This window comes from Pseudomonas sp. URMO17WK12:I7, from assembly GCF_003269045.1.
GTDB classification, from domain to species: Bacteria; Pseudomonadota; Gammaproteobacteria; order Pseudomonadales; family Pseudomonadaceae; genus Aquipseudomonas; species Aquipseudomonas putida_J.
On record NZ_QLTL01000006.1, the window covers coordinates 293,748 to 314,344 of the forward strand.

Genomic DNA, 20,597 nt, shown 5'->3' on the forward strand with positions numbered 1-20,597 from the left:
CATGAGCCGTAACTATCAATTAGTGCCAACACTGTTGGATCGCCTGCTTGATGACACCCCTCATCAGGCAAGCGAGGCGGTCTCCAGGCGGCTGTGCTCCCTGGCCGATTACAAGGCCAGCCTGATCCGCGACCTTGAAGTGCTGGTCAACACTCGTCAGTGCATGGTCGCCGAGCGGCTGGGCGGCCATGCGCAGCTGGCCGGCACCATCCTCGAATACGGCATGCCCGACTTCACCAGCAAGGGCGTGCTCAACCCCGAGGACCGGCGCCTGATCCAGGCCCAGCTTGAACGCGCCATCACCGTTGGTGACAAGCGTTTTCGTGCGGTACGCGTACAACTGATGACCCAGCAGGTAGGCCACCGCATGCTGACCTTCCGGGTCGATGCCGTGCTGCATCTTCAGGATGCCACCCGCCAGGTCTCGTTCGACGCCGTACTGCAGATCAATACCCAAGAATACAAAGTGCAGAACCTCAACTGATGCTCGACGATCTGCTGCCCTACTACGAAAAGGAACTCTCGCACCTGCGCTTTCTCGGCCAGGAGTTTGCCCGCGAGTACCCGAAAATCGCCTCGCGCCTGCTGATCGAGGGGGACAACTGTGAAGACCCTCATACCGAACGCCTGATCGAAGCGTTTTCGTTCCTTTCCGCACGCATTCACAAGAAGCTCGATGACGAGTTTCCGGAAATCGTCGAAGCCTTCCTCGAGGTGCTGTACCCGCACTACCTGCGCCCGACCCCGGCGCTGTCGATCGCCGAGTTTTCCGCGGGTAACCGTTCGACCCTGGCGGCGTGCTACGACATCGCCCGCCACACCGAAATCACCTCGCGCAGTATCGAGGGTGTGGCCTGCCGGTTCCGCACCTGCTACCCGGTGCAATTGTGGCCCGTGGCCGTGCAGGACGCTTCTTTCACCGAACTCGAACGTTCGGTGTTCAACGGGCACAGCGCCGACCTCGTGGCGCACCTGAAGATCGGCCTGGCCGCCACCACCGACTTGCATTTCGGTCAGCTCGACATCCATTCGCTGCGCTTCTTCCTCGACGGTGAAAGCACACTGATGCTGCAGCTGTACGAGCTGCTGTTCAACAACCTGGCCAAGGCCACCGTCAGCTTCTACGAAAACGGCCAGCGCCGGGAGATCGGCCTGCCGGCTGATGCCTTGCAGGCTGTCGGCTTCGAGCAGGATGACGGCCTGGTGGATTATTCGGCCCGCTCGTTTGCCGGCTACCGCTTGCTGCACGATTACTTCACCTTCCCTGACAAGTTCATGTTCTTCGACATTGGCGGGCTCAAGCGCAGCCTGGCAGGTCGTGACATTCAGGCCATCGAGCTGAATTTCTACTTTTCCCACTTCGAGCTCGGCGAGCGCCTGGTACGCCTCGCACAGAACCTGGGGCGGCACAATTTCAAGCTCGGCTGCACCCCGATCATCAACCTGTTCAAGCAGCAGGCCGAGCCGATCAAGCTGAGCCATACCCAGCATGAGTATCCAGTGACCCCGGATGTGCGCCTGCAGGGCAACGCCGAAGTGGTGTCGATCGACCGTGTGCAACGCGTGCGCAAGCTCGGCGGCCGCGACAAGGTCAGCGAGTGCAACCCGTTCTTCGAGCCACGGGGCGAGCTCGGCCCCGATGCCTGCTACTGGATCGGTCGCCGCCAGCCGTCACGGCGCGGCAGCCAGGGCGGCACGGAAATGGTGATCCGCGTGGTGGACCGGGAACTGGACCTGATCGACAGCAGCAGCGACACCCTCAGCATCGCCCTGACCTGCAGCAACCGCGACCTGCCGCAACTGCTCAGCTATGGCGGCAGCCAGAGCGACCTGAGCCTCGACCAGGACAGCGTGGTCGACACCATCCGCCTGCTGCGAAAGCCCACCGCCACTGCCCGCGTGCCACTGGGCGACGGCCTGATCTGGCGGTTGATCTCGCACCTGTCACTGAACCACATGTCGCTGGTGACCCAAGGCAAGGAAGTGCTGCAGGAAATGCTCAGCCTCTACAACTACCGACGCGGCTTGGCTGTACGCAAGCAGATTGGCGGCATCCTGTCGATCAAGAGCGATCCGGTCGTCGCCCGCATCGGCCACCCACGGCCAAACTTCGTGCGCGGCGTGGGTATCACCCTGGAACTCGACGAAAGCCAGTACATCGGCAGCGGCGTGTTCCTGTTCGGCAAGATCCTGGACCATTTCTTCGGCCAGTACTGCACCGTCAACAGCTTTACCCAATTGACCCTACGTACCCGCCAGCGGGAAAAGAGAATCGTACAATGGCCACCCAGAACCGGCGATCAGCCACTGGTCTGATAGACCAGGCACGTGCCCAGCCCTACCGGTTCGAATTCTTCCAACTGGTGCGGCTGCTGCGCCTGCACTACAGCAGAGCCGGACGTATCGACCCGGAAACCCGTCCGCACGACGACCCGCTGCGCTTCCGTTCGCAGCTGTCGCTGGCATTCCCGGTCAGCGAAGTCAGCGAGCTGAAGTTCGAGCGCGCCGAACGCACCAACGCAAACGATCAACCGTTGTCGGAGGTCCAGGTCACCTTCATGGGCCTGGTCGGCCCGTCCGGGGTGCTGCCACGGCCGTACACCGAGCTGCTGATCAATCGCCACATCCAGCACCGTGACGACGCCGCGCACGCGTTCATGGACCTGTTCTCGCACCGCATGGTCGCGCAGTTCTACCAGGCCTGGCAGAAGTACAAGTTTCACATCGAGCACGAACGCAAAGGCAGTTCGGACTTCGAGCGCTACCTGCTGAGCATGGTGGGCTTTGGCGAGCATGCGCGTCAGCGCAAGTTCACCCGCAAAGATTCGGGCCTGCGCCACGAACTGTTCAGCTACTTCGCCGGTTTGTTCAGCCAGCGTCCGCGCAACCCGCAAAACCTGCAGGCAATGCTCTGCTTCTATTTCTCCCTTCCCTTCACCCTGCGCCCGTTTTCCGGGCGCTGGCTGAAGCTCGAAGCCGAGCAATGCACGCGCCTGGGGCGGCAGAACGCCCAACTGGGGCAGAGCAGCGTGATCGGCAACCGCGTATGGGACTACCAGTCGTGCGTGCGGATCGAAATCGGCCCGCTGGAGCTGGCCGACTACCGGCGCTTCCAGCCCGGCACCGAGGACTACCACAAGCTGGTGGAACTGGTGCGTTTCTACCTCGGCCCCAGCCTGGATTTCGAACTGGCACCAAAGCTCAAGCCCGACGCTGTGCCGGTTGCCCGCCTGGGGCGCGAAGGCGGTGTGGCGCTGGGCTGGCTGGGCTGGCTGAAACGCCCTGGCAGCCAGGTCGAACCTGCGCGCTGCGGCATTTTTAGTATTCCTTTTGATGGGGTCTCGCTGTGAACCTTAAGTCACTGTTTGCCAAGCTCAACGACACCTGCCGCGGCGCCACGGAAAGCGCGGCTGCGCTGTGCCTGGCCGAGCGTCACTACGAAGTGGACATCGAGCACGTGCTGCTGCAACTGCTCGAAGGCGATGACAACGACCTGCGGCCTGTGCTGCGCCACTACGATGTGGTGGTCGAGCGCCTGCAGTCACAGCTGGCCGATGCCTTGCAGGGCTTCAAGACTGGCAATACCCGCACGCCAGCGCTGTCGCCGCACATTACCCAGCTGATCGAGCGTGCCTGGGTGCTGGCCTCGATCGAATATGGCACCGGTCAGATCCGCAGCGGCTACCTGCTGCTGGCCCTGCTCGACGATGCCGACCTGCGCCGCCTGCTGCTGGCCAGCGCAGCGGAACTGGACAAGATCAACGTCGACGACCTGCGCGCCAACCTCCCGGCCCTGATCAGCGCCAGCGGTGAAGCCCAGCAGGCCACGGCGTTGCCGGCCGACACCAGCGGCCCTGCCCCGCTGCGTGGCGCGGGCAAGACGCCAGCACTGGACCAATACACTGTCGACCTGACCCGCAATGCCCGGGAAGGCCGCATCGACCCGGTACTGGGGCGTGAGTTCGAGGTTCGGCAAATGGTCGACATCCTCACCCGCCGTCGGCAGAACAACCCGATCCTCACCGGTGAAGCCGGGGTCGGCAAGACCGCCGTAGTCGAAGGCCTGGCACTGCGCATCGCCGAGGGCGACGTGCCCGAACCGCTCAAGGGCGTTGCCATTCACACCCTTGACCTGGGCTTGCTGCAAGCCGGCGCCGGTATCAAGGGCGAGTTCGAGAACCGCCTTAAAGCGGTGATCGAGGAAACCAAGCGCAGCGTGCACCCGATCATCCTGTTCATCGATGAAGCCCACACCCTGATCGGCTCCGGTGGCCAGGCCGGGCAGAACGATGCTGCCAACCTGCTCAAGCCAGCACTGGCACGGGGCGAGCTGCGTACCATCGCTGCGACCACCTGGGCCGAATACAAGAAGTACTTCGAAAAGGACGCCGCCCTCGCCCGCCGCTTCCAGGTGGTCAAGGTCGAAGAGCCTGAAGAGGACCAGGCCATCTACATGCTACGTGGCTTGCTGGAGAAGATGCAGAGCCACCACCGGGTCGCCGTGATGGACGACGCGCTGGTCCAGGCGGTACGCCTGTCCAGCCGCTATATCACCGGCCGGCAGCTGCCGGACAAGGCCGTCAGCGTGCTCGACACGGCCTGCGCGCGGGTTGCCCTGGGCCAGACTTCGCAGCCCGGCCGTCTTGAAGACTGCCTGCGCCTGGTCGACAACCTGCGCACCGAGATCGACCTGCTGGAACAGGAACAAAGCAAGGGCAGCGACCACCAACGCCGCCTTGGGCAACTGCACGAGCAGATCGAACAGGCCGGCCTGCGTCAGCAGCGCCTGGAGCAGCAGTGGCAGCGCGAGCTGGAACTGGTCAAGCAGATCCATGCCTTGAGCGATGCCAGCGACAGCGACAACCGCGCGGCCCTGGCCGAACTGCGGGTGCAACTGGCCGATGTCCAGGGCGAAGAGCCGCTGGTCCATGCCCTGGTCGATGGCGCCACTATCGGCGAAGTGATTTCCGGCTGGACCGGCATCCCTCTGGGCAAGATGCTGCGCGATGAAATTGACACCGTGCAGCGCCTGCCGGCACTGATGGCCGAGCGCGTGCTGGGCCAGGACCATGCCCTGCACGAGATCGGCAAACGCATCAAGATTTCCCGGGCGCGCATGGAAGACCCGAACAAGCCGATTGGCGTGTTTCTGCTGCTGGGCCCTAGCGGCGTTGGCAAGACCGAGACCGCGCTGGCCCTGGCCGACACCCTTTACGGCGGCGAGCGCAATGTCATCACCATCAACATGTCCGAGTACCAGGAGGCGCATACCGTCTCCAGCCTCAAGGGCTCACCTCCCGGCTATGTCGGCTATGGCGAAGGTGGCGTGCTGACCGAGGCGGTGCGGCGCAAGCCTTACAGCGTGGTACTGCTCGACGAGGTGGAAAAGGCCCATCCGGACGTGCTCGAACTGTTTTTCCAGGTATTCGACAAAGGCGTGCTGGACGATGGCGAAGGCCGCGAGATCAACTTCCGCAACACCGTGATCATCCTCACCTCCAACGTCGGCACCGAACACATCATGCGCACCTGCCTGGGCGCCGAGCAGGTTCCGGCGCCAGCGCAGTTGGTCGAAGACCTGCGCGACCAGCTCAACAGTGTGTTCAAGCCGGCCTTCCTGGGCCGCCTGAGCATCGTTCCCTATTACCCGGTCCAGGACGCCATTCTCGAGCGCATCGTCGGCCTCAAGCTGGAACGCATCCGCCAGCGCTTCGAACGCAACCATCAGGCCCAGCTGCACTTCAGCCCGGCGCTGGTGCCGGCGATTGCCGCGCGCTGCACCGAGGTCGACAGCGGTGCGCGCAACATCGACAACATCCTCTCGGGCAGCCTCATGCCGGAGCTGGCCGAACAGGTACTGGCGCGCATGGCCGAAGATCAGCCGATCAACAGCCTGCGCATCGACCTGGATGAAACCGGCGGCTTCACCTACAGCCTGGCGTGAAGGAGCGGCCGTTGACGCAAGGACCATCAGCAGCGCCCCGGGGTAACCGGGAGTTGCCAGAACAAGACTTCAGGAGCAGGACAATGGGCAGGTTACTGGGTGTACTGATCATGGCCTCGGCACTTTCCGCCTGCGGCATCACTGACCGCGTCGGCAAGCGTGTCGACGACACCTGGGCAGGCGACATGCTGTTCAGCAGCGACGAAAAAGTGGTCCTGACCATCGACGGCGGCAACCACCTCAACCCGGATGTGGCCGGCACCCCGCTGTCGGTGGTTGCGCGCGTCTACCAGCTGACCAGCCTCGATCGTTTCATCAGCAGCGATGCCGACAGCCTGCTCGACCACCCTGAACAAGCGCTGGGCAATACCGTGCTCGATACCCGCGAAACCGTGGTGCTACCGGGCATGGGCAACATTCAGCACTGGCCCCTGGCCAAGCAGGCGCGGTATGTCGCGGTGGCCGCGTTCTTCCGCGACGAAAGCGGCGGGCGCTGGAAGATGGCCTTCAACGCCGACGCCTTCCGCAAGGACGGCATCTTCTTCTCGTCCGAAGGCGGGCGAGTCCTGCTCGACCTTAACCAGGTCACTGCCGAGCGTGGCCAGGATGTCCTGCAGCTGCCGGCGCAGCAAGCCATCGCCACCCTGCAACCGGCACAACCGCTGGAAACAGCACCCAGCGTCAGCCAGCAACTGCAGGACAAGGCACTGGACGCAGCCCAGCAGGCCGCTGCCGATGCCGCCGAGCAATCGGCCAAGAAAGCAATGACCAACGTGTTCGATTCAGCACTGGAAGGTATCCAATGAGCAACAAGAGCCGCGTGATGTGGTCGGAAGGCATGTTCCTCCTGCCGCAACACTTCCAGTATCAGGACGAGTTCCATCAGCACCAGCTGGCTCAGGCGACCCTGCGTTCGTCCCCCTTCCACTGGGGTGTGCAGGCGCTCGAGGTCGATGAACAAGCGCTGAGCAGTGGTGTGCTGCAGCTCAACCGCCTGCACATGGTATTTCCCGATGGTTCGGTGTTCGACGCCCCGCAGCATGACCCGCTGCCAGCGGCGCGCGACCTCAAGGAAGTGCTACTGGGCTCCGGCCTGAAAGTGTATGCCGCACTCAAGCTGGCAGAGCCGTACAGTGCCAATTACCTCGAAGAAGGCACCGAGCGCAAGGGCGCCCGCCGCTTCCGCAAAGCCTTCGCGACCCTGCCCGACCTCAACGAAGGCGACCTGGAAAACGAAATCACCAGCCTGCGCCTGAACGTGGTGCTGCTGGTCGACGGCGATGCACTGGATGGTTACAGCTATTGCCCGCTGCTGCACTTGCAACGCAACAACGTCAACGCCTTCAGCGTCGACAGCCAGTTCGTCCCCCCGGCTTTGCACCTGGGTGCCCACGAAACCCTGCTGACCATTGCCCAACGCCTGTTGGCGATGCTGCAGAGCAAGAGCGAGACGTTGTCCGGGCGCCGCCGCGAACGCGCCGACCAGATCGCCGAGTTCGGTTCCAGCGATGTCAGCCTGTTCTGGCTGCTGTACACGGTCAATCGGGCCTACCCTGGCCTTGCGCACTTGCTGCAGCACCCGCGCCTGCACCCGGAGCAACTTTATCGCTTCCTCGCCGAGCTGGCCGGCAGCCTGCTGACCTTCTCGCTCGATGCACGCCTGGAAGACATCCCGGCCTACGACCATCAGGACCCCGCTGCTTCGTTGCTGAAGCTGGACCGCCTGGTGCGCGAACTGCTCAACAGCGTGGTGCCCAACCAGTACATCCCGATTGCGCTGGACCAGACCCGGCCGTCCTACTACGTCGGCCGCCTCAATGACCCGCGCCTGGCCGGCGCCGACTTCTACATCTCGGTGCACGCCGACATGCCTGGAGCCCAGGTACTGGAGCTGGTACCGCGGGCCTTCAAAGTCGGCTCGCCGGAAGACATCGAAGTGGTGGTCAACACGGCCATGCCGGGTGCCACGCTCAACCACTGCGTGCGGACACCCAACGCCATCCCGGTGCGTCTGGACAACCAGTACTTCGCGATCGAACCCCACGGACGGGTGTATGAACGCATGATGAGCGCCCACGCCATCGCCTTCTACGTCCCCAGTGCCTTCAAGAACCTCAAGCTCGAACTGATGGCGGTGCTCAAATGACTGTTGCCGTAATGCCAGGCGGCGCGACCGCCGTCGAACAACCCTCCACGCTCAAGGACCTGGTCAAGGATTTCCTGACCATGGCGCTGATGATCCGGCGTGGCAACAAAGTGATCGACGTGCAGCGCCTGCGTGCTGGTATCGACGAGTTCTTCCCGGCCCTTGAGCGCGATGCCCGTCGAGCCAACTACAGCGTCGAGCAGGTCAAGGACGTGCAGTACGCGCTGTGCGCCTTCCTCGACGAAAGCGTGCTGAACGCTGGCCCCAGCGAGATCCGCAACCAGATCGAGATCAACCCGCTGCAGTTCCAGTACTTCGGCGTACACCTAGCCGGCCAAGGCTTCTTCGACAAGCTCGAGGCCCTGCGCACCGACGTCAAGCGCAACCTCGACGTGCTGGAGGTTTACCACCTTTGCCTGGCCCTGGGCTTCGAAGGCAAGTACAGCCTCGAGCAGAAGGACCAGCTGCGCTACATCGCCAATACCCTCGGCCAGGACATCGCCCGCCACCAGCCGCCACGAAAGGCAATGGCAGCACAGTGGGCATTGCCGGACCAGGTTTCGCAGATGCTGCGCTACGAAGTGCCGCTGTGGCTGTACCTGGTACTCATCGCGCTGGTCTGCGGGGCCGTCTACCTGACCCTCGACTGGTTGCTGGGCAAGGAAGTCGCCGCGTTGGCAGAGCAGGTCCGCCGGCTGTTCGGCGTTTAATTCGGGTACGGTCAGGAAGACATGAAAGCACTACTGCGCTGTTTGAAAAATTTCTGGTTTGCCTTGGCACTGGTCTGGGTAATCGGCCTGCTGGCCTGCTGGTTCGCCCTGCCGCGCTGGCAGTTCTCGCCCGAGCAGGTGTATGTGGCGATGACACTGTTCAGCGCCGTGTGCCTGCTGTTGATCGTGTTGCGCCAATACCGCCGCATCCGCGCCGAGCAGAACATCGAGAGCCTGGTGCAGCTGGAAGTAGACCGCTCGCTGGGCGCCGAAGGCGAGTTCCGCGACCAGCATGTGCTGCGCGAACGCCTCAAGCACGCCATCGCCATGCTGCGCTCGGCGCGCTCGGCCGGTGGCGGCGGTGCCTCGGCACTGTCCGACCTGCCGTGGTACCTGGTGATCGGCATGTCGGCCTCTGGCAAGACCTCCCTGCTGACCCGCTCCGGGCTCTCGGCATCGATCGCCGGCGCCCAGGCCAGTGGTTTCGACAGCGGCACCCAGCACTGCGACTGGTACTTCAGCCCTGAAGCGGTGCTGATCGATACAGCCGGCCGCTACTTGCGCGATGACGCTTCTGCCAGCGAGTTCGCCTCGTTCCTCAAGCTGCTGCGCAAACAGCGCAGCAAGCCTGCGGTGAACGGCCTGGTGCTGGTGGTGAGCCTGCCAGAAATCATCTGTGCCACCGTGGCCGAGCGCGAAGCCATGGCGGCGCGCCTGGTCAGCCGCATCGACGAGTACAGCGAATGCCTGGGGGTGAACCCACCGCTGTACCTGATGCTCAGCAAGACTGACCTGGTGCCAGGCTTCAACCAGGCCTTCGAGGGCCTGGACAATGCCCAACGCCAGCAACCGCTGGGCATGACATTCCCGCTCGCCGAGGTGCGCAGCAAGGGCTTGCGCAACGTCGCCGAAGCCCGCTTTGCCCAGCTGCTGGGCAGCCTGCGTGAGCAAGTCGACCACCAGGTTATCGCTGGCGGCAACACCGCAGGCGTCGAATTGCTGCAGTTCCCCAACTACTTCGCCGAGCTGTCGAGTGTTTTGGGTGGCTTCCTCGAACAGTTCGAGCGCAGCGCCGACGGCCGCACCCCACCGATCGTGCGGGGTGTGTACTTCACCAGCGCACTGCAGACCGACGAGCAGCTGCCACCGGTCTACGAAGATGCCCTGGGCGCCCACTATGCCCTGCAGGCCAGCGAGCGTCCGGCGTCGAACAAGCCAGCCAGCAAGATCGGTGACAAGAGTTTCTTCATCACCGAAACCTTCCGCCAGGTGGTGTTCCCTGATCGCAACCTGAGCCTGTACTACTCGCGCCAGGGCCGTACCCGTGCCCTCACCCCTGCCCTGGCCGGCGCCGCCGCCCTGGCCGGCGTTGCCCTGCTGGCTTGGGAAGGTGTGTCGTTTCACAACAACCGCCAGGTACTGGCCACCCTTGGTGGCGAGCTGAGCGAGCTGGAACAGGCCCCCGAGCAGGCCGAGCGTTTGGCCTCCGGCCAAGCCATGGAGCAGCTGCGCCATTACCTCGGCCAGTTCGAAGGCTACGACAGCCAGGGTGTGCCGCTGGCATTGGGCGCCGGCCTGTACAGCGGTGCCGAGTTGCTCAGCCCGTTGCGCCAGGCGTACCTGCAGCAACTGCGCACCCAGGCCCTGGAGCCAATCGGCAAGCAGCTACAAGTGCAACTGCGCGCGCTCAATCAGTTCGCCGAAACCGTCGACCGCACGCCACTGGCCGACACCGGCAAGCGCCGCGCGCCGAAGGCTGAGGCGGCGGATGCCGCGTCAGGCAACGGGGTCAAGGTGCTCAAGGCGCCGACCGCTGCAGCACTGACCACTCAGGTTCCCCGCAGCGGCGCGCAACTGGCTGGCCAGGTGCAGGCTGCTGCCAGCGAGGCCGGCCAGGACGGCCGCCGCCGCGCCCTCGATGCGCTGCATGAAAAAGCCCGTTCGGTGTCCAGTGCCGACCCGTCCGAAGACACCGCCCTGACCGCCGGCCTGTCACTGTCCGAGGACAGCCTCGGGCGCCTCAGCGAGCAGCAGGTGGCCTCGGTGATCGAAGCCTACAGCGCGCTGAAGCTGTACCTGATCCTGACCCGCCCGCAGGAACACCCGGACGCCGACTTCGTCGCCGCCGAGCTGCCGCGCGCCTGGGCCCAGGCCGCGCAGGCTCAGGGCCATGACGTCGACCCGGCACTGGTGCAGGCAAACAGCGCGCTGTACGTGCGCTACCTGCAACAGGGCACGGCCCCGGCCCTGCGCCGCAACGAACAACTGGTCAGCGAGGCCCGCCAGAGCCTGCGTTCGTTCATGATCGCCAGCTCCCTGGTCGACCGTGAATACCTGCGCCTGCAACTGGAGTCGGGCCGTCAGTATCCGAACCTGACCCTGGCCGACATGGTGCCGGCCAACAGCCGTAACCAGCTGTTCTCCTCCGAAGCTGTGCCAGCCTTTTACACCCGCCAGGGCTGGGAAGCGTTCGTGCAGCCAGAGTTGATCAAGCTGCTCTCGGGCGACCTGCGCAACGACAGCGACTGGGTGCTCGACGGCGAAGGCGGAAACGGCCTGGTGCAGAAAGCCAACTTCATGCGCGAGCTGCTGGCCCGCTACAAGGCCGACTACGCCGAAGCCTGGTTCAACCTGCTCGAAGGTGTTGGCGTACGCCACTTCACTGACATGGCCAACGCCAATGAGCGCCTGGCGGTGCTCAGCGACGTGCAGAACTCGCCGGTGAAGAGCCTGCTGGCTGCCGTCAATCACAACACCGATTGGGACCTGCCCAAGCAAGCGTCCGCCTCCCCAGCCAGCGCGGCTGAAGACAGCTTCTGGGGCAGTATCAAGGGCGCCTTCAGCAGCCAGGGCGCTGCGGTGGAAAACGTCGTCGCGCAACTGCCGCGCGTTGATGACGGCAGCCTGGCCAAGCGCTTCGAACCGGTCTCGCGACTGTTCGCCGCGCAGAATGCCGAAGGTGCCGACAGCACCGTGATGGACCGTTACCTGGCCGCGCTGCGCAAGCTCAAGGTGCGCCTGAGCAACATCCAGCGCTCGCAGGATGTTGGCAAGAACAGCAAGCTGCTGATCAGTGAAACCCTCGACGGCCAACCTTCGGAAGTCACCCTGGTGCGCAACTACGTCGAGACCAGCGTAGACACCTCGGCCGGCAAGCTGTCCAGTGCCCTGCAGCGCTTGTTCAACTCGCCGCTGCAATACACCTGGGAAACCCTGCGCGACCCGGCCGGGCAACAGATCGCCAAGGCCTGGGCACAGGATGTGGCCCGCCCATGGCAGCAAGTCATGGCGCACCGCTACCCGATCGTCGCCAACAGCAACAACGAAGCCTCGGTAAAGGACCTGCAGCGTTTCGTCGACCCCGAAAGCGGCCTGCTGCCAGCGTTCAAGCGCAATCAAATCGGCAACCTTGCCGGTGGCGAAGGCCTGGGCATGGGCACTGGAAGCAACACCAGCCCACTGGTCAACGCCAGGATGGTCGACAGCATCGACAAGGCCAGCTCGGTTGGCCAGGTGATCGCCAGCCTCTCGGACCGAGAGAACGGCTTCGAGATCATGCTCGAGCCTTCGGCGCGCTACACCGACATCATCTTCACCCTCGACGGCCAGGAGCAGCACTACCGCAACGGCCGCACCAGCTGGAACCGCTTCGCCTGGCCGGGCAACAACAATACCCCGGGCGCACGCCTGGATGTGGTCACCCTGGAAGGCCAGCGCATCAACGTGTTCGACTACCCCGGCCGCTGGGGTCTGCTGAAGATGAACGACAGTGCCCGGGTCAGCGACCTGGACACCGTGCAGCAGCGCTTTACCTGGCAGTCGGTGGCCGGCCCGGTGAGCCTGGTGGTACGCAACTATGGCGGCGTGAAGATGACTGATCTGGCCCAGGTCAAGGCACTCAGCGTGCTCAACGACAGCGCACGGGTGAACTGATGCTGACCCGTACCCTGACAGGGGCACCTGGCCAATGATCGGATGTTTCGGCAAAGTCCCTGCCAGCGCCGACTTCGTCAGCCTCAACGGCGCCTTGCCGGAGGTCTGCGAGTTCGACCTGTGGCTGCAGAACGGCCTCGGCCGCATGCAGGCGCAGGCCGACTGGCGCGAGCGTTTCGATGCCCTGCCGGTTTGCTTCTTCTGTTACCGCAGCCGCGCCGGGCAGTGGCTGCTTGGCGGCTTCATCAGCTCGCGCGACACCAGTGGCCGGCGCTACCCGTTCATGGTGTTCCAGAGCATCCGCATGGACCACGATGCGCGCTTCGTCAGCCCGCACATTCTCTGCGAGCTTTTCGCGGGGCAGATCAAGCCATTGCTCATGCAAGCCGCCCAGGGCGCCGACATGGCCGAGCTGTTCAACCGGGTCAAGGCCATGCGCGGCTGGACCGCACAGGACCTGGACCTGTACCGCCGGGTGCACGAGAAGTTTCTGCGCGACTTCAACCTGCGCGATGTCGCCCGGCCGCTGCGCCACAGCTACCCAGAGTTCGACACCCAGGCCGGCATGGCCAGCCTGTACCGTCTGCGCACCGCCCTGCAGCAGGCGCACACGGCGCCGATCTGCCTGCCGCTGCCGGCTCAGAGCGGCCTCAAGCGGCCCATGGCCGACCTCTGGTGCACGCTGCTGTCACGCCTGCGCGGCAGCGCCGGCATGCCTGACGTCAGCGTGCTGGTGGACGACTTCATGCGCCCCGGGCTGCTGTGCTTCACCTCCCGCGGCAGTGACGAGATCTACCGGCTGCTGACCGGCATTGCCGACTGCAGCGAACGGCATGACCTGCTGGCCCCATTGCCGTACCCATCGACCGGCAGCCCCCTGGCGCTGCCGGCCGATGACCTGGCCTTGAACGATTTCATAGAGCGCTTCGCCAGCGCTCGGGACGAACAATACTGATGAACAGGCTCAAGTATTACTTCTTCAAATATCAGCCGTACGTACTCGGCGTGGTGTTTTTCCTGGCCATTTTCCTGGTCTGGGCGGCCGGTGTGGCGCTGGGCTTTGCTTCGCTCTACAGCCTGCTGGCCGGTATCGGCGTGTTCGTGCTGCTGTCTGCCCTTTACGTGCTGCTGATGTACCGCGGTGTCTCGCAACACCATGACCTGGAAGCGCTGCTGCGCGAAGATGCCGACCAGGCGGTGCTCAATGCCAACCCGCAGGACCGTGAAGAAGTCAGCCTGCTGCGCGAGCGCCTGCTGCAGAGCATCGAACGCCTGCAAGGCGGCTCCAAAGGTAGGGCCAACAAGGATGCGCTGTATGCGCTGCCGTGGTACCTGGTGATCGGCCAGCCGGCCTCGGGCAAGAGCACAATGCTCTACCAATCCGGCCTCACCTTCCCGTACGCCGAACGCGAAGGCGCACGGGTCGCCGGCCTTGGCGGCACACGCAACTGCGACTGGTTCTTCAGCTCCGAAGCCGTGCTGCTCGACACCGCTGGCCGCTACATGGACAACCAGGAGGAAGCCGGCAAATGGCGCGCCTTCCTCGGCCTGCTGCGCCAGCACCGCCAGCGCCGCCCGTTGAACGGCCTGATCGTGGCAGTCAGTATCGAAGACATCCTGCACGCCGGTGCCGATGGCCGTGAGCGCCTGGCCAAACGCCTGCGCGAGCGTATCCAGGAAGCGCACGAGCTGCTGGAGCTGCGCCTGCCGATCTATCTGGTGTTCACCAAGTGCGACCTGCTGCCGGGCTTTACCCACTTCTACCGCCAGCTGGACGCACACTCGCGTGACGAAGTGATGGGCAAGACCTTCAGCCACGAGGGCTTCGAGCAGTCAGACTGGAGTACACGCTTTGCCGCAGCGATGCACGAACTGGTCGGGCACTGGCAGGCGCTGGCTGACCAGCAACTGTTGCAGCAGGACATCCAGCTGACCCGTCGCGACCCGGCTGCCTATCGTCTGCCACTGGAACTGGCAGCACTGAAGCCACTGCTCAACACCTTCGTCGCCGACCTGTTGCGGGCCAACCCCTATCAAGGCGCGGAACTGTTGCGCGGCTTCTATTTCACCAGTGCCCTGGATGCCGACGAACCAGCCCACGGCCGCTATGCCAGCAACGTGCGCGAGCGCTTCGCGCTGGCAGCACCAAGCACCGGCAAGCCGGTGGTAAAGCAGGCCGATCCACTGTTCATCGCCAGCCTGTTCCGCAAGGTGATCATTCCCGACCAGCACCTGGTGGCGCTGTACACCAGCAACCGCCGCGAGCGCAGCCGCAAGGCCGGCTGGGTCGGCGCTGCCAGCCTGGCCGGGCTACTGCTGTGCCTGGCCTGGGGCTGGTCGTACAGCAACAACAAGGCGGCGATCCAGGCCGTAGCGGCCAACCTCGACAGCGCCCGCCAGCAGGATGCCGCCGCCCCTCAGCAGTACACCGCCTGGCACAGCCTGGACCAGTTGCGCCAGGCCGCCGCCGAGCTGTACGCCCGCCACCATGGCGAAGGCGTGCCGCTGAGCATGCGCATGGGCCTGTACAGCGGCCACGACATCGAGCCATTCGTGCGCCAGGCGTACTTCACGCAGCTGGAAAAGGTCATGCTCAAGCCTACCGCCGACAACCTGACCCGCTCGCTGTACCTGCTCAGCAGCATCAAGATCTACCAGCGCAACGCCTCGCGCCTGGAAACCGTGAGCGGTATCGACAGCGTCGAGCCACAGGCCCTGCCGGTGGACAACCGTGCGCAGTCGGTGGCCACCTTCGGCCAGACCACGCTGGACACCTACCTGATGCTTTCCAAGGCCCAGCGTGAGCAGGCACAGCCGGCCGTGCTCAAGGCACGTATACCGGATTACTGGTACCCGGCCATCTACAAGCAGGTGCCACGCCCTGCCGGGCAGTCGGCGCAAGCTTCCGGCGAGGGCGACGATTACCAGTTCGCCGGGCGCCAGATCGCCTTCTACAGCGACCAGATCCGCGAGCCGGACGTGCCGCGCATTCTCAACAACGCGTTCCTGGTCTCCAGTTCGCGCAACTACATCAACAGCCTGCTGACCCGCTCGCTGCGCGCCATCGAGACCATAACGCTGGAGTCCGACACCCTGTTTGCCTTTGGCCGCGCCGACTTCCAGAGCCTGCAAGCCGCTGGCCAACGCCAGCTCAGCAGCATTGCCAACAAACTGCTTAACACCCCCAACGTCGGCAAGATCGTGATCACCGGCCATGCCGACCAGATTGGCGACCGCCAGAGCAACCTGCAGGTTTCGCGGCAACGTGCGCAGACCATCAAGACCTACCTGGTGGGCAAGGGCCTGCCGGCGGAACTGGTCGATGCCGTGGGCGAAGGCAGCGACAAACCCTTGGTGCGCTGCAACATGCAAGCGCCGCGCGCCGAACTGATTCAGTGCCTGGAACCTAACAGGCGCGTCGAGATCGAGGTCCGGGCACTGGATTGAACGCCCGGTCTCAACACGACGCCTGCGGCTGGCCCGCAGGGGTCACACTCAGGGCAGGTCCACGTACTGGATCAAGGAAGCCCTTTATACCTATGGAGAAATGTAAAAATGGCATTTGACGCTTACCTCAAGATTGACGGCATCCCAGGCGAAGCTCTGGATGACAAGCACAAGGACTGGATCGAAGTACTGGGCTATCAGTACGGCGCCACCCAGGCGACCTCGGCGACCGCCAGCTCCTCCGGTGGCGCTTCGTCCGAACGTGTCAATCTGAGCGACTTCACCATCCGCAAGTACGTCGACAAGGCCTCTGCCAAGGCCTTCGAAGCATGCTGCAAAGGCCAGCACATCAAGGAAGTGGTGCTGAACGTGAACCGTGCCGGTGGTGACAAGGTGACCTACCTGACCATCACCCTCGAAGAAGTCGTGATCTCCTCGGTCAATTTCCTCGGCAACCTGCCGCTGGACGGCGAAGCCAAGTCCGAAAGCGACCTGCCGATGGAGGAAATCAAGTTCAACTTCTCGCGCATCAAGACCACCTACACCCAGCAGAAGCGCTCCGACGGCGCGGGTGGCGGCAAGGTCACCGGCGGTTGGGACCGTTCGCTGAACAAGGTCTACTCCTGAGCCTGACTTGAGCTGGCGCCGGTAACGGCCAGCTCACTCGAGGGACCCGTGCTGGCAACGGCACGGGGCCTTCCTTTCACCTTTGCACACAGAGCCGTCCATGCACGACATTCTTGACGACCTTTCGCTGTCTGCCCTGCGTACCCCGATTGACGGGGGGGCCGGCGAGGACCTGAGTTTTTCCAGCCTGTTCGATCAGATCAAGGAGGCGCGCCGCGCCGATGCCGAGTACCTGACCCAGGGCGACTGGCAGACCGACCTCAAGCAGGCCGACTGGGAGCAGGTGATCCAACTGGCCGCCGCCGGCCTCACCGAGCAGAGCAAGGACCTGATGCTGGTGGCCTGGTTGAGTGAAGGCCTGGCCCACAGGAAGCAGTTTCCGGGCATCCGTTTTTCCCTGGCGGTGGCACAAGCCCTGCTGGAAGACTTCTGGGACACGCTCTATCCCTCCCTCGAGGAGGGGGTGGACGAGCGTGCTACCCGCCTGGCGTGGTTGACCACCACGCTGACCGAGGTGGTCCGCACACTGCCGATCACCCAGGGGCAAGGCTACAGCCTGCTCAAGTATGAAGAGTCGCGCCAGGTCGAGAACCTGGCCCGGCAAAACCCGTCGGCGATGCAACAGGCCCTGGAAGAGGGCAAGATCAACGCCGAACTGTTCCAACGCTCGGTGGTGCTGACCGACACCGAACACCTGCAGAGCAAGCACGTGCAGATCGGCGAATGCCTGGGCGCCTGCCAGCAGTTGCAAGCCGCCGCCGATGCCGTGTTCGGCGATGACGCACCGAGCTTTCTCGCCCTCAACGACGTACTGGTGCACGCCCGGCAACTGGTCGAACGCCTGCTCAAGGAGCGCGGCGTCGACCTGGCGGAAACTGCAGCGGCACCGGCCGAAGAAGCCGCGCAGCCTGAACGCCCGACAGCGGCCAGCACGGCCACACCCGCCACCCAGCGTGGCGGCGATGCCCCCCTGCGCACCGTACCGCTGAACCGCGAAGAAGCCTTCACCCTGCTCCAGGGCGTGGCACAGTTCTTCAAGCAGACCGAGCCGCACAGCCCGGTGCCGTACCTGGTGGAACGCGCCATCAAGTGGGGCAACATGCCGCTGGAATCCTGGCTCAACGATGTGATCAAGGACAGCAGCGTGGTCGATGGTATTCGCGATGTGCTCGGCACCTTGCAACCTCGTGACTGATTTGTGGTCCTAGCCGGCTGAAAAGGAGTTTCGACATGCGCCCCATCATTCTCTTGAACGACCCCACCGACCGCGGCGGCATGGTCGTGCAGGCCTCCACCTCCACCCTGGTCAACGGCCGTGCCGTGGCCAGGCTCGGCGACAAGGTAATGTGCCTGCACGGTGCCTGCGTAATCGCCAGCGGCGACACCACGACGCTGGTCGACGGCATGCCGGTGGCCCGTCATGGCGACAAGACCGCTTGCGGCTCCAGCCTGATCGCCACCAACAGCGACACCGGAATACTGTAAGGACTGCCAGCATGTTGAAACCCTCCGCCCAGGGCCATCGCTCATTGTGGGACGTTATCGGCGAGCGCCGCGAGCAAGCGCAACGCCTTGCGCCACCGCCTCGCCCGCGCGCCGAGTACGACACCACCCGCATCGGCCTCAGTGATGCCTGGCTGTGGCTGCCCAACCTGACCCCGGCCGAGGCCCAGGCAGGCAAGGCACTGGGCAGGGTCAACGCCGACTTCGAGCACGATCCGCGCCTGGTCACGCCGGCCGGGCACCGCCATACCGTGCGGCGCATTCGCGCAGGCAGCGCCCGTGCCGAGGTCAGGGCGTTACCCAGGGCCTTGCAGTTGCTGCAAGCCATGCTCGGCCAGTGGCACGACTTCGCCAGCGGCCTGGACTGGAACCAGACCCAGGTGGTGGTGTTCGCCCCCACCAGCATCGACGCCGCCCCCTGGCTGGACGCGCTGCTCGAAGCCTGGCCGTTCGATTACCTGCCTGGCCACGGTTTCAGTGCCCCCGAGCAGACTTTCGCCACCTGGTTGCCGTGGGCCCAATGCAACGAGCTGGAAGCCGCCAACCTGCTGTGCATCGGCATCGACAGCTGGGTCACGGTGGACCGCGCCGGCAGCATCAAGGGCGAGCGCATGGCCGGTGAAGCGATCGCCGTGCTCAACCTGCAACGCATCGACCTGGCCAACCCCGAGGCGAATGCCCGCTGGCAGTTGCATCCTGCCGTGGTCCACGAACATGGGCCGCGTGCGCTACTGCCGCGCAGGGGCTGTGGCGGCCTGGAACAAGTGAGCGAGCAGTTGTGCGCGCAGAGCGGCATTGCCCTGGCTGATGTGAAGGCCCTGGTAACCGACGGCCACCACGACGACAACCGCCTCGATCATTTGTACCAGCTGCTTAACACCCACCTGCCCGACTGCGACCCGCAACAACACGTCGTCGGCTATGCCTTGCTGGCAGGTGAATACGCGCCGGGCATCAGCGAGATGAGCGCACTGGCGCTGGCGTTACACACGGCCAACAGCCTGGAAGGTGCAGTGCTGGTACTGGACCGCCATGCATCGACACAGACCCGGGGTTGGTTGCTGGGGCCGTTGCAGGCGGCGGTTGCCGGGCAGCGCCCGAGCGAGGGCGTTTGATGATCAAGTACGCCAGTTGTGCATTTTTCCTGGCGCTTGCCGGTTGTGGGGACGCGAACATGAGTGGGGAAAAGCCCGCCATACGATTTGAGCTGGACGCGCCTGTCGAGAATGCCTTCTCGGGTTCATCTGTGCAGTTTCAGAAGGACTGCATGCTGGGGCTGTGTATGTATGAGTACTCACTGACGTTCAGCGAGCCGCTTCGAGCGGACCTGGAAATTGTTTCTGATGCTGGCAGCTTGAAGTTTGACGACGTAGTCAGCACAAAGCTCACTACATTTGAAAGCGATATGGTGACCAGCGCCAACGTAACGTTAGGCGGTGTGAAACCAGATGCCGAACACACTGAAGCCATGATGTATCACGCACAATTGCTCGACAAATTGCGGGCAGAAGGCTGGCGTCGATTCATCCTTCAAAACGAAGCCCGTATACCGGGCACCGAAGCCAAAAAATTCAAAGCTTACACCGTTTTAGATAAACCTGTAGGCACTGGGCCTTGGGATGATCCTGAATTGAGGCTGACCCAGAAAGCGTGGTTGTCGAAACGGTCATTGAGCAATTGGTATTTGCAAAAAGACGGCGTCTATCTGGTGCTTAGTGTACTGCGTTGGGATAGTGAGGTTGCGCCCCAAAAGAAAGCTTCTTACCTGTTCACGTTAGCGTTCCAGTCAGAAAGCGAATTCTATAAAGATTATTTCGAAGGCGATGACCGTGAAAGATGGACAACCCTCCTCCCCGCCGAACTCAAACGCATGGCCCAGGAACGTGCTCAAACCGAAGCACGCCTGAAAAAAATGGGCATCGCTATCGATGAGGACTACCAGGACCCGCCCATCAAGGCCCTGGAATAACCACCCGATCAGCCCCCACTCAGGAGACCCCTTGTCATGGACCTGACCTTCGGCACCCCGCTCTCGCAAAGCGGCCGCCTGCTGCAGCTGACCACCCCGTTGGGTGCCGATCAGCTGCAGGCCCTGCGCGCCCACGGCGTCGAGCGCATCGGCCGCACCCCGCGCTACACCCTTGACGTGCTGGTGCAGGACACCGAGTACGACCCGGAAAAACTCATCGGCCAACCCGTCAGCCTCGCCCTGCTCTGCGACGACGGCAGCCAGGCCCCGCGCCATGGCCTGGTCGAAAGCGTGCGTTATCTGGGCAGCGACGGCGGC

16 protein-coding genes are annotated in these 20,597 nt (G+C 63.8%); all 16 read left to right on the forward strand.

The window, feature by feature from the left end:
- The first annotated feature begins 1 nt into the window (after position 1).
- The gene (gene tssE / locus H040_RS10840) at positions 2-484 is read left to right on the forward strand and encodes a type VI secretion system baseplate subunit TssE (RefSeq protein WP_027917415.1); all 483 of its coding nucleotides are present in this window, start codon (positions 2-4) and stop codon (positions 482-484) included.
- Positions 484-2,316, forward strand: a complete 1,833-nt coding sequence (gene tssF, locus H040_RS10845; protein ID WP_027917416.1) for a type VI secretion system baseplate subunit TssF — start codon at positions 484-486, stop codon at positions 2,314-2,316. Before tssE ends, tssF begins: the two co-directional genes overlap by 1 nt.
- Positions 2,280-3,350: a type VI secretion system baseplate subunit TssG gene (gene tssG, locus H040_RS10850; RefSeq protein ID WP_027917417.1), complete on the forward strand. Its 1,071-nt coding sequence runs from the start codon at positions 2,280-2,282 to the stop codon at positions 3,348-3,350. Before tssF ends, tssG begins: the two co-directional genes overlap by 37 nt.
- A complete protein-coding gene (tssH, locus tag H040_RS10855) occupies positions 3,347-5,944 on the forward strand; it encodes a type VI secretion system ATPase TssH (RefSeq protein ID WP_027917418.1) in 2,598 nt (865 codons plus the stop codon). The genes tssG and tssH overlap by 4 nt, the downstream gene beginning before the upstream one ends.
- 83 nt (positions 5,945-6,027) lie before the next feature.
- Positions 6,028-6,750: a type VI secretion system lipoprotein TssJ gene (tssJ, locus tag H040_RS10860; protein ID WP_027917419.1), complete on the forward strand. Its 723-nt coding sequence runs from the start codon at positions 6,028-6,030 to the stop codon at positions 6,748-6,750.
- On the forward strand, positions 6,747-8,090 hold the full coding sequence (gene tssK / locus H040_RS10865; RefSeq protein WP_027917420.1) for a type VI secretion system baseplate subunit TssK: 1,344 nt from the start codon (positions 6,747-6,749) through the stop codon (positions 8,088-8,090). The genes tssJ and tssK overlap by 4 nt, the downstream gene beginning before the upstream one ends.
- A complete protein-coding gene (icmH, locus tag H040_RS10870) occupies positions 8,087-8,800 on the forward strand; it encodes a type IVB secretion system protein IcmH/DotU (RefSeq protein WP_027917421.1) in 714 nt (237 codons plus the stop codon). Before tssK ends, icmH begins: the two co-directional genes overlap by 4 nt.
- A gap of 21 nt (positions 8,801-8,821) precedes the next feature.
- Entirely contained in the window at positions 8,822-12,733 is a 3,912-nt protein-coding gene (locus H040_RS10875) for a type VI secretion protein IcmF/TssM N-terminal domain-containing protein (RefSeq protein WP_027917422.1), read from the forward strand.
- Positions 12,734-12,767: 34 nt separating this feature from the next.
- A complete protein-coding gene (gene tagF, locus H040_RS10880) occupies positions 12,768-13,688 on the forward strand; it encodes a type VI secretion system-associated protein TagF (RefSeq protein WP_027917423.1) in 921 nt (306 codons plus the stop codon).
- Positions 13,688-16,180: a type VI secretion system membrane subunit TssM gene (gene tssM / locus H040_RS10885; protein ID WP_027917424.1), complete on the forward strand. Its 2,493-nt coding sequence runs from the start codon at positions 13,688-13,690 to the stop codon at positions 16,178-16,180. Before tagF ends, tssM begins: the two co-directional genes overlap by 1 nt.
- A 108-nt stretch (positions 16,181-16,288) precedes the next feature.
- The gene (locus H040_RS10890; RefSeq protein ID WP_027917425.1) at positions 16,289-16,807 is read left to right on the forward strand and encodes an Hcp family type VI secretion system effector; all 519 of its coding nucleotides are present in this window, start codon (positions 16,289-16,291) and stop codon (positions 16,805-16,807) included.
- A 100-nt stretch (positions 16,808-16,907) separates the two neighbouring features.
- Positions 16,908-18,002 carry a type VI secretion system protein TssA gene (tssA, locus tag H040_RS10895; protein WP_027917426.1) on the forward strand — a complete coding sequence of 365 codons (1,095 nt, stop codon included), beginning with the start codon at positions 16,908-16,910 and terminating at the stop codon, positions 18,000-18,002.
- 35 nt (positions 18,003-18,037) lie between these two features.
- The gene (locus H040_RS10900; protein WP_027917427.1) at positions 18,038-18,292 is read left to right on the forward strand and encodes a PAAR domain-containing protein; all 255 of its coding nucleotides are present in this window, start codon (positions 18,038-18,040) and stop codon (positions 18,290-18,292) included.
- A gap of 11 nt (positions 18,293-18,303) precedes the next feature.
- Positions 18,304-19,425, forward strand: coding sequence for a hypothetical protein (locus H040_RS27720; protein WP_256208026.1), 1,122 nt, complete (start codon positions 18,304-18,306; stop codon positions 19,423-19,425).
- Positions 19,425-20,279, forward strand: coding sequence for a hypothetical protein (locus tag H040_RS10910; protein ID WP_027917428.1), 855 nt, complete (start codon positions 19,425-19,427; stop codon positions 20,277-20,279). The genes H040_RS27720 and H040_RS10910 overlap by 1 nt, the downstream gene beginning before the upstream one ends.
- Positions 20,280-20,315: 36 nt before the next feature.
- Positions 20,316-20,597 (forward strand): contractile injection system protein, VgrG/Pvc8 family (locus H040_RS10915; protein ID WP_256595185.1); only part of this gene is annotated, 282 nt, incomplete at its 3' end.

Coding starts and splice junctions, on each gene's coding strand:
- tssM (WP_027917424.1), top strand. CDS start 13,688: ATGAACAGGCTCAAGTATTACTTCTTCAAATATCAGCCGTACGTACTC.
- tssJ (WP_027917419.1), top strand. CDS start 6,028: ATGGGCAGGTTACTGGGTGTACTGATCATGGCCTCGGCACTTTCCGCC.
- H040_RS27720 (WP_256208026.1), top strand. CDS start 18,304: ATGTTGAAACCCTCCGCCCAGGGCCATCGCTCATTGTGGGACGTTATC.
- H040_RS10900 (WP_027917427.1), top strand. CDS start 18,038: ATGCGCCCCATCATTCTCTTGAACGACCCCACCGACCGCGGCGGCATG.
- tssE (WP_027917415.1), top strand. CDS start 2: ATGAGCCGTAACTATCAATTAGTGCCAACACTGTTGGATCGCCTGCTT.
- H040_RS10910 (WP_027917428.1), top strand. CDS start 19,425: ATGATCAAGTACGCCAGTTGTGCATTTTTCCTGGCGCTTGCCGGTTGT.
- tssA (WP_027917426.1), top strand. CDS start 16,908: ATGCACGACATTCTTGACGACCTTTCGCTGTCTGCCCTGCGTACCCCG.
- tagF (WP_027917423.1), top strand. CDS start 12,768: ATGATCGGATGTTTCGGCAAAGTCCCTGCCAGCGCCGACTTCGTCAGC.
- icmH (WP_027917421.1), top strand. CDS start 8,087: ATGACTGTTGCCGTAATGCCAGGCGGCGCGACCGCCGTCGAACAACCC.
- tssK (WP_027917420.1), top strand. CDS start 6,747: ATGAGCAACAAGAGCCGCGTGATGTGGTCGGAAGGCATGTTCCTCCTG.
- H040_RS10890 (WP_027917425.1), top strand. CDS start 16,289: ATGGCATTTGACGCTTACCTCAAGATTGACGGCATCCCAGGCGAAGCT.
- tssF (WP_027917416.1), top strand. CDS start 484: ATGCTCGACGATCTGCTGCCCTACTACGAAAAGGAACTCTCGCACCTG.
- H040_RS10875 (WP_027917422.1), top strand. CDS start 8,822: ATGAAAGCACTACTGCGCTGTTTGAAAAATTTCTGGTTTGCCTTGGCA.
- tssG (WP_027917417.1), top strand. CDS start 2,280: ATGGCCACCCAGAACCGGCGATCAGCCACTGGTCTGATAGACCAGGCA.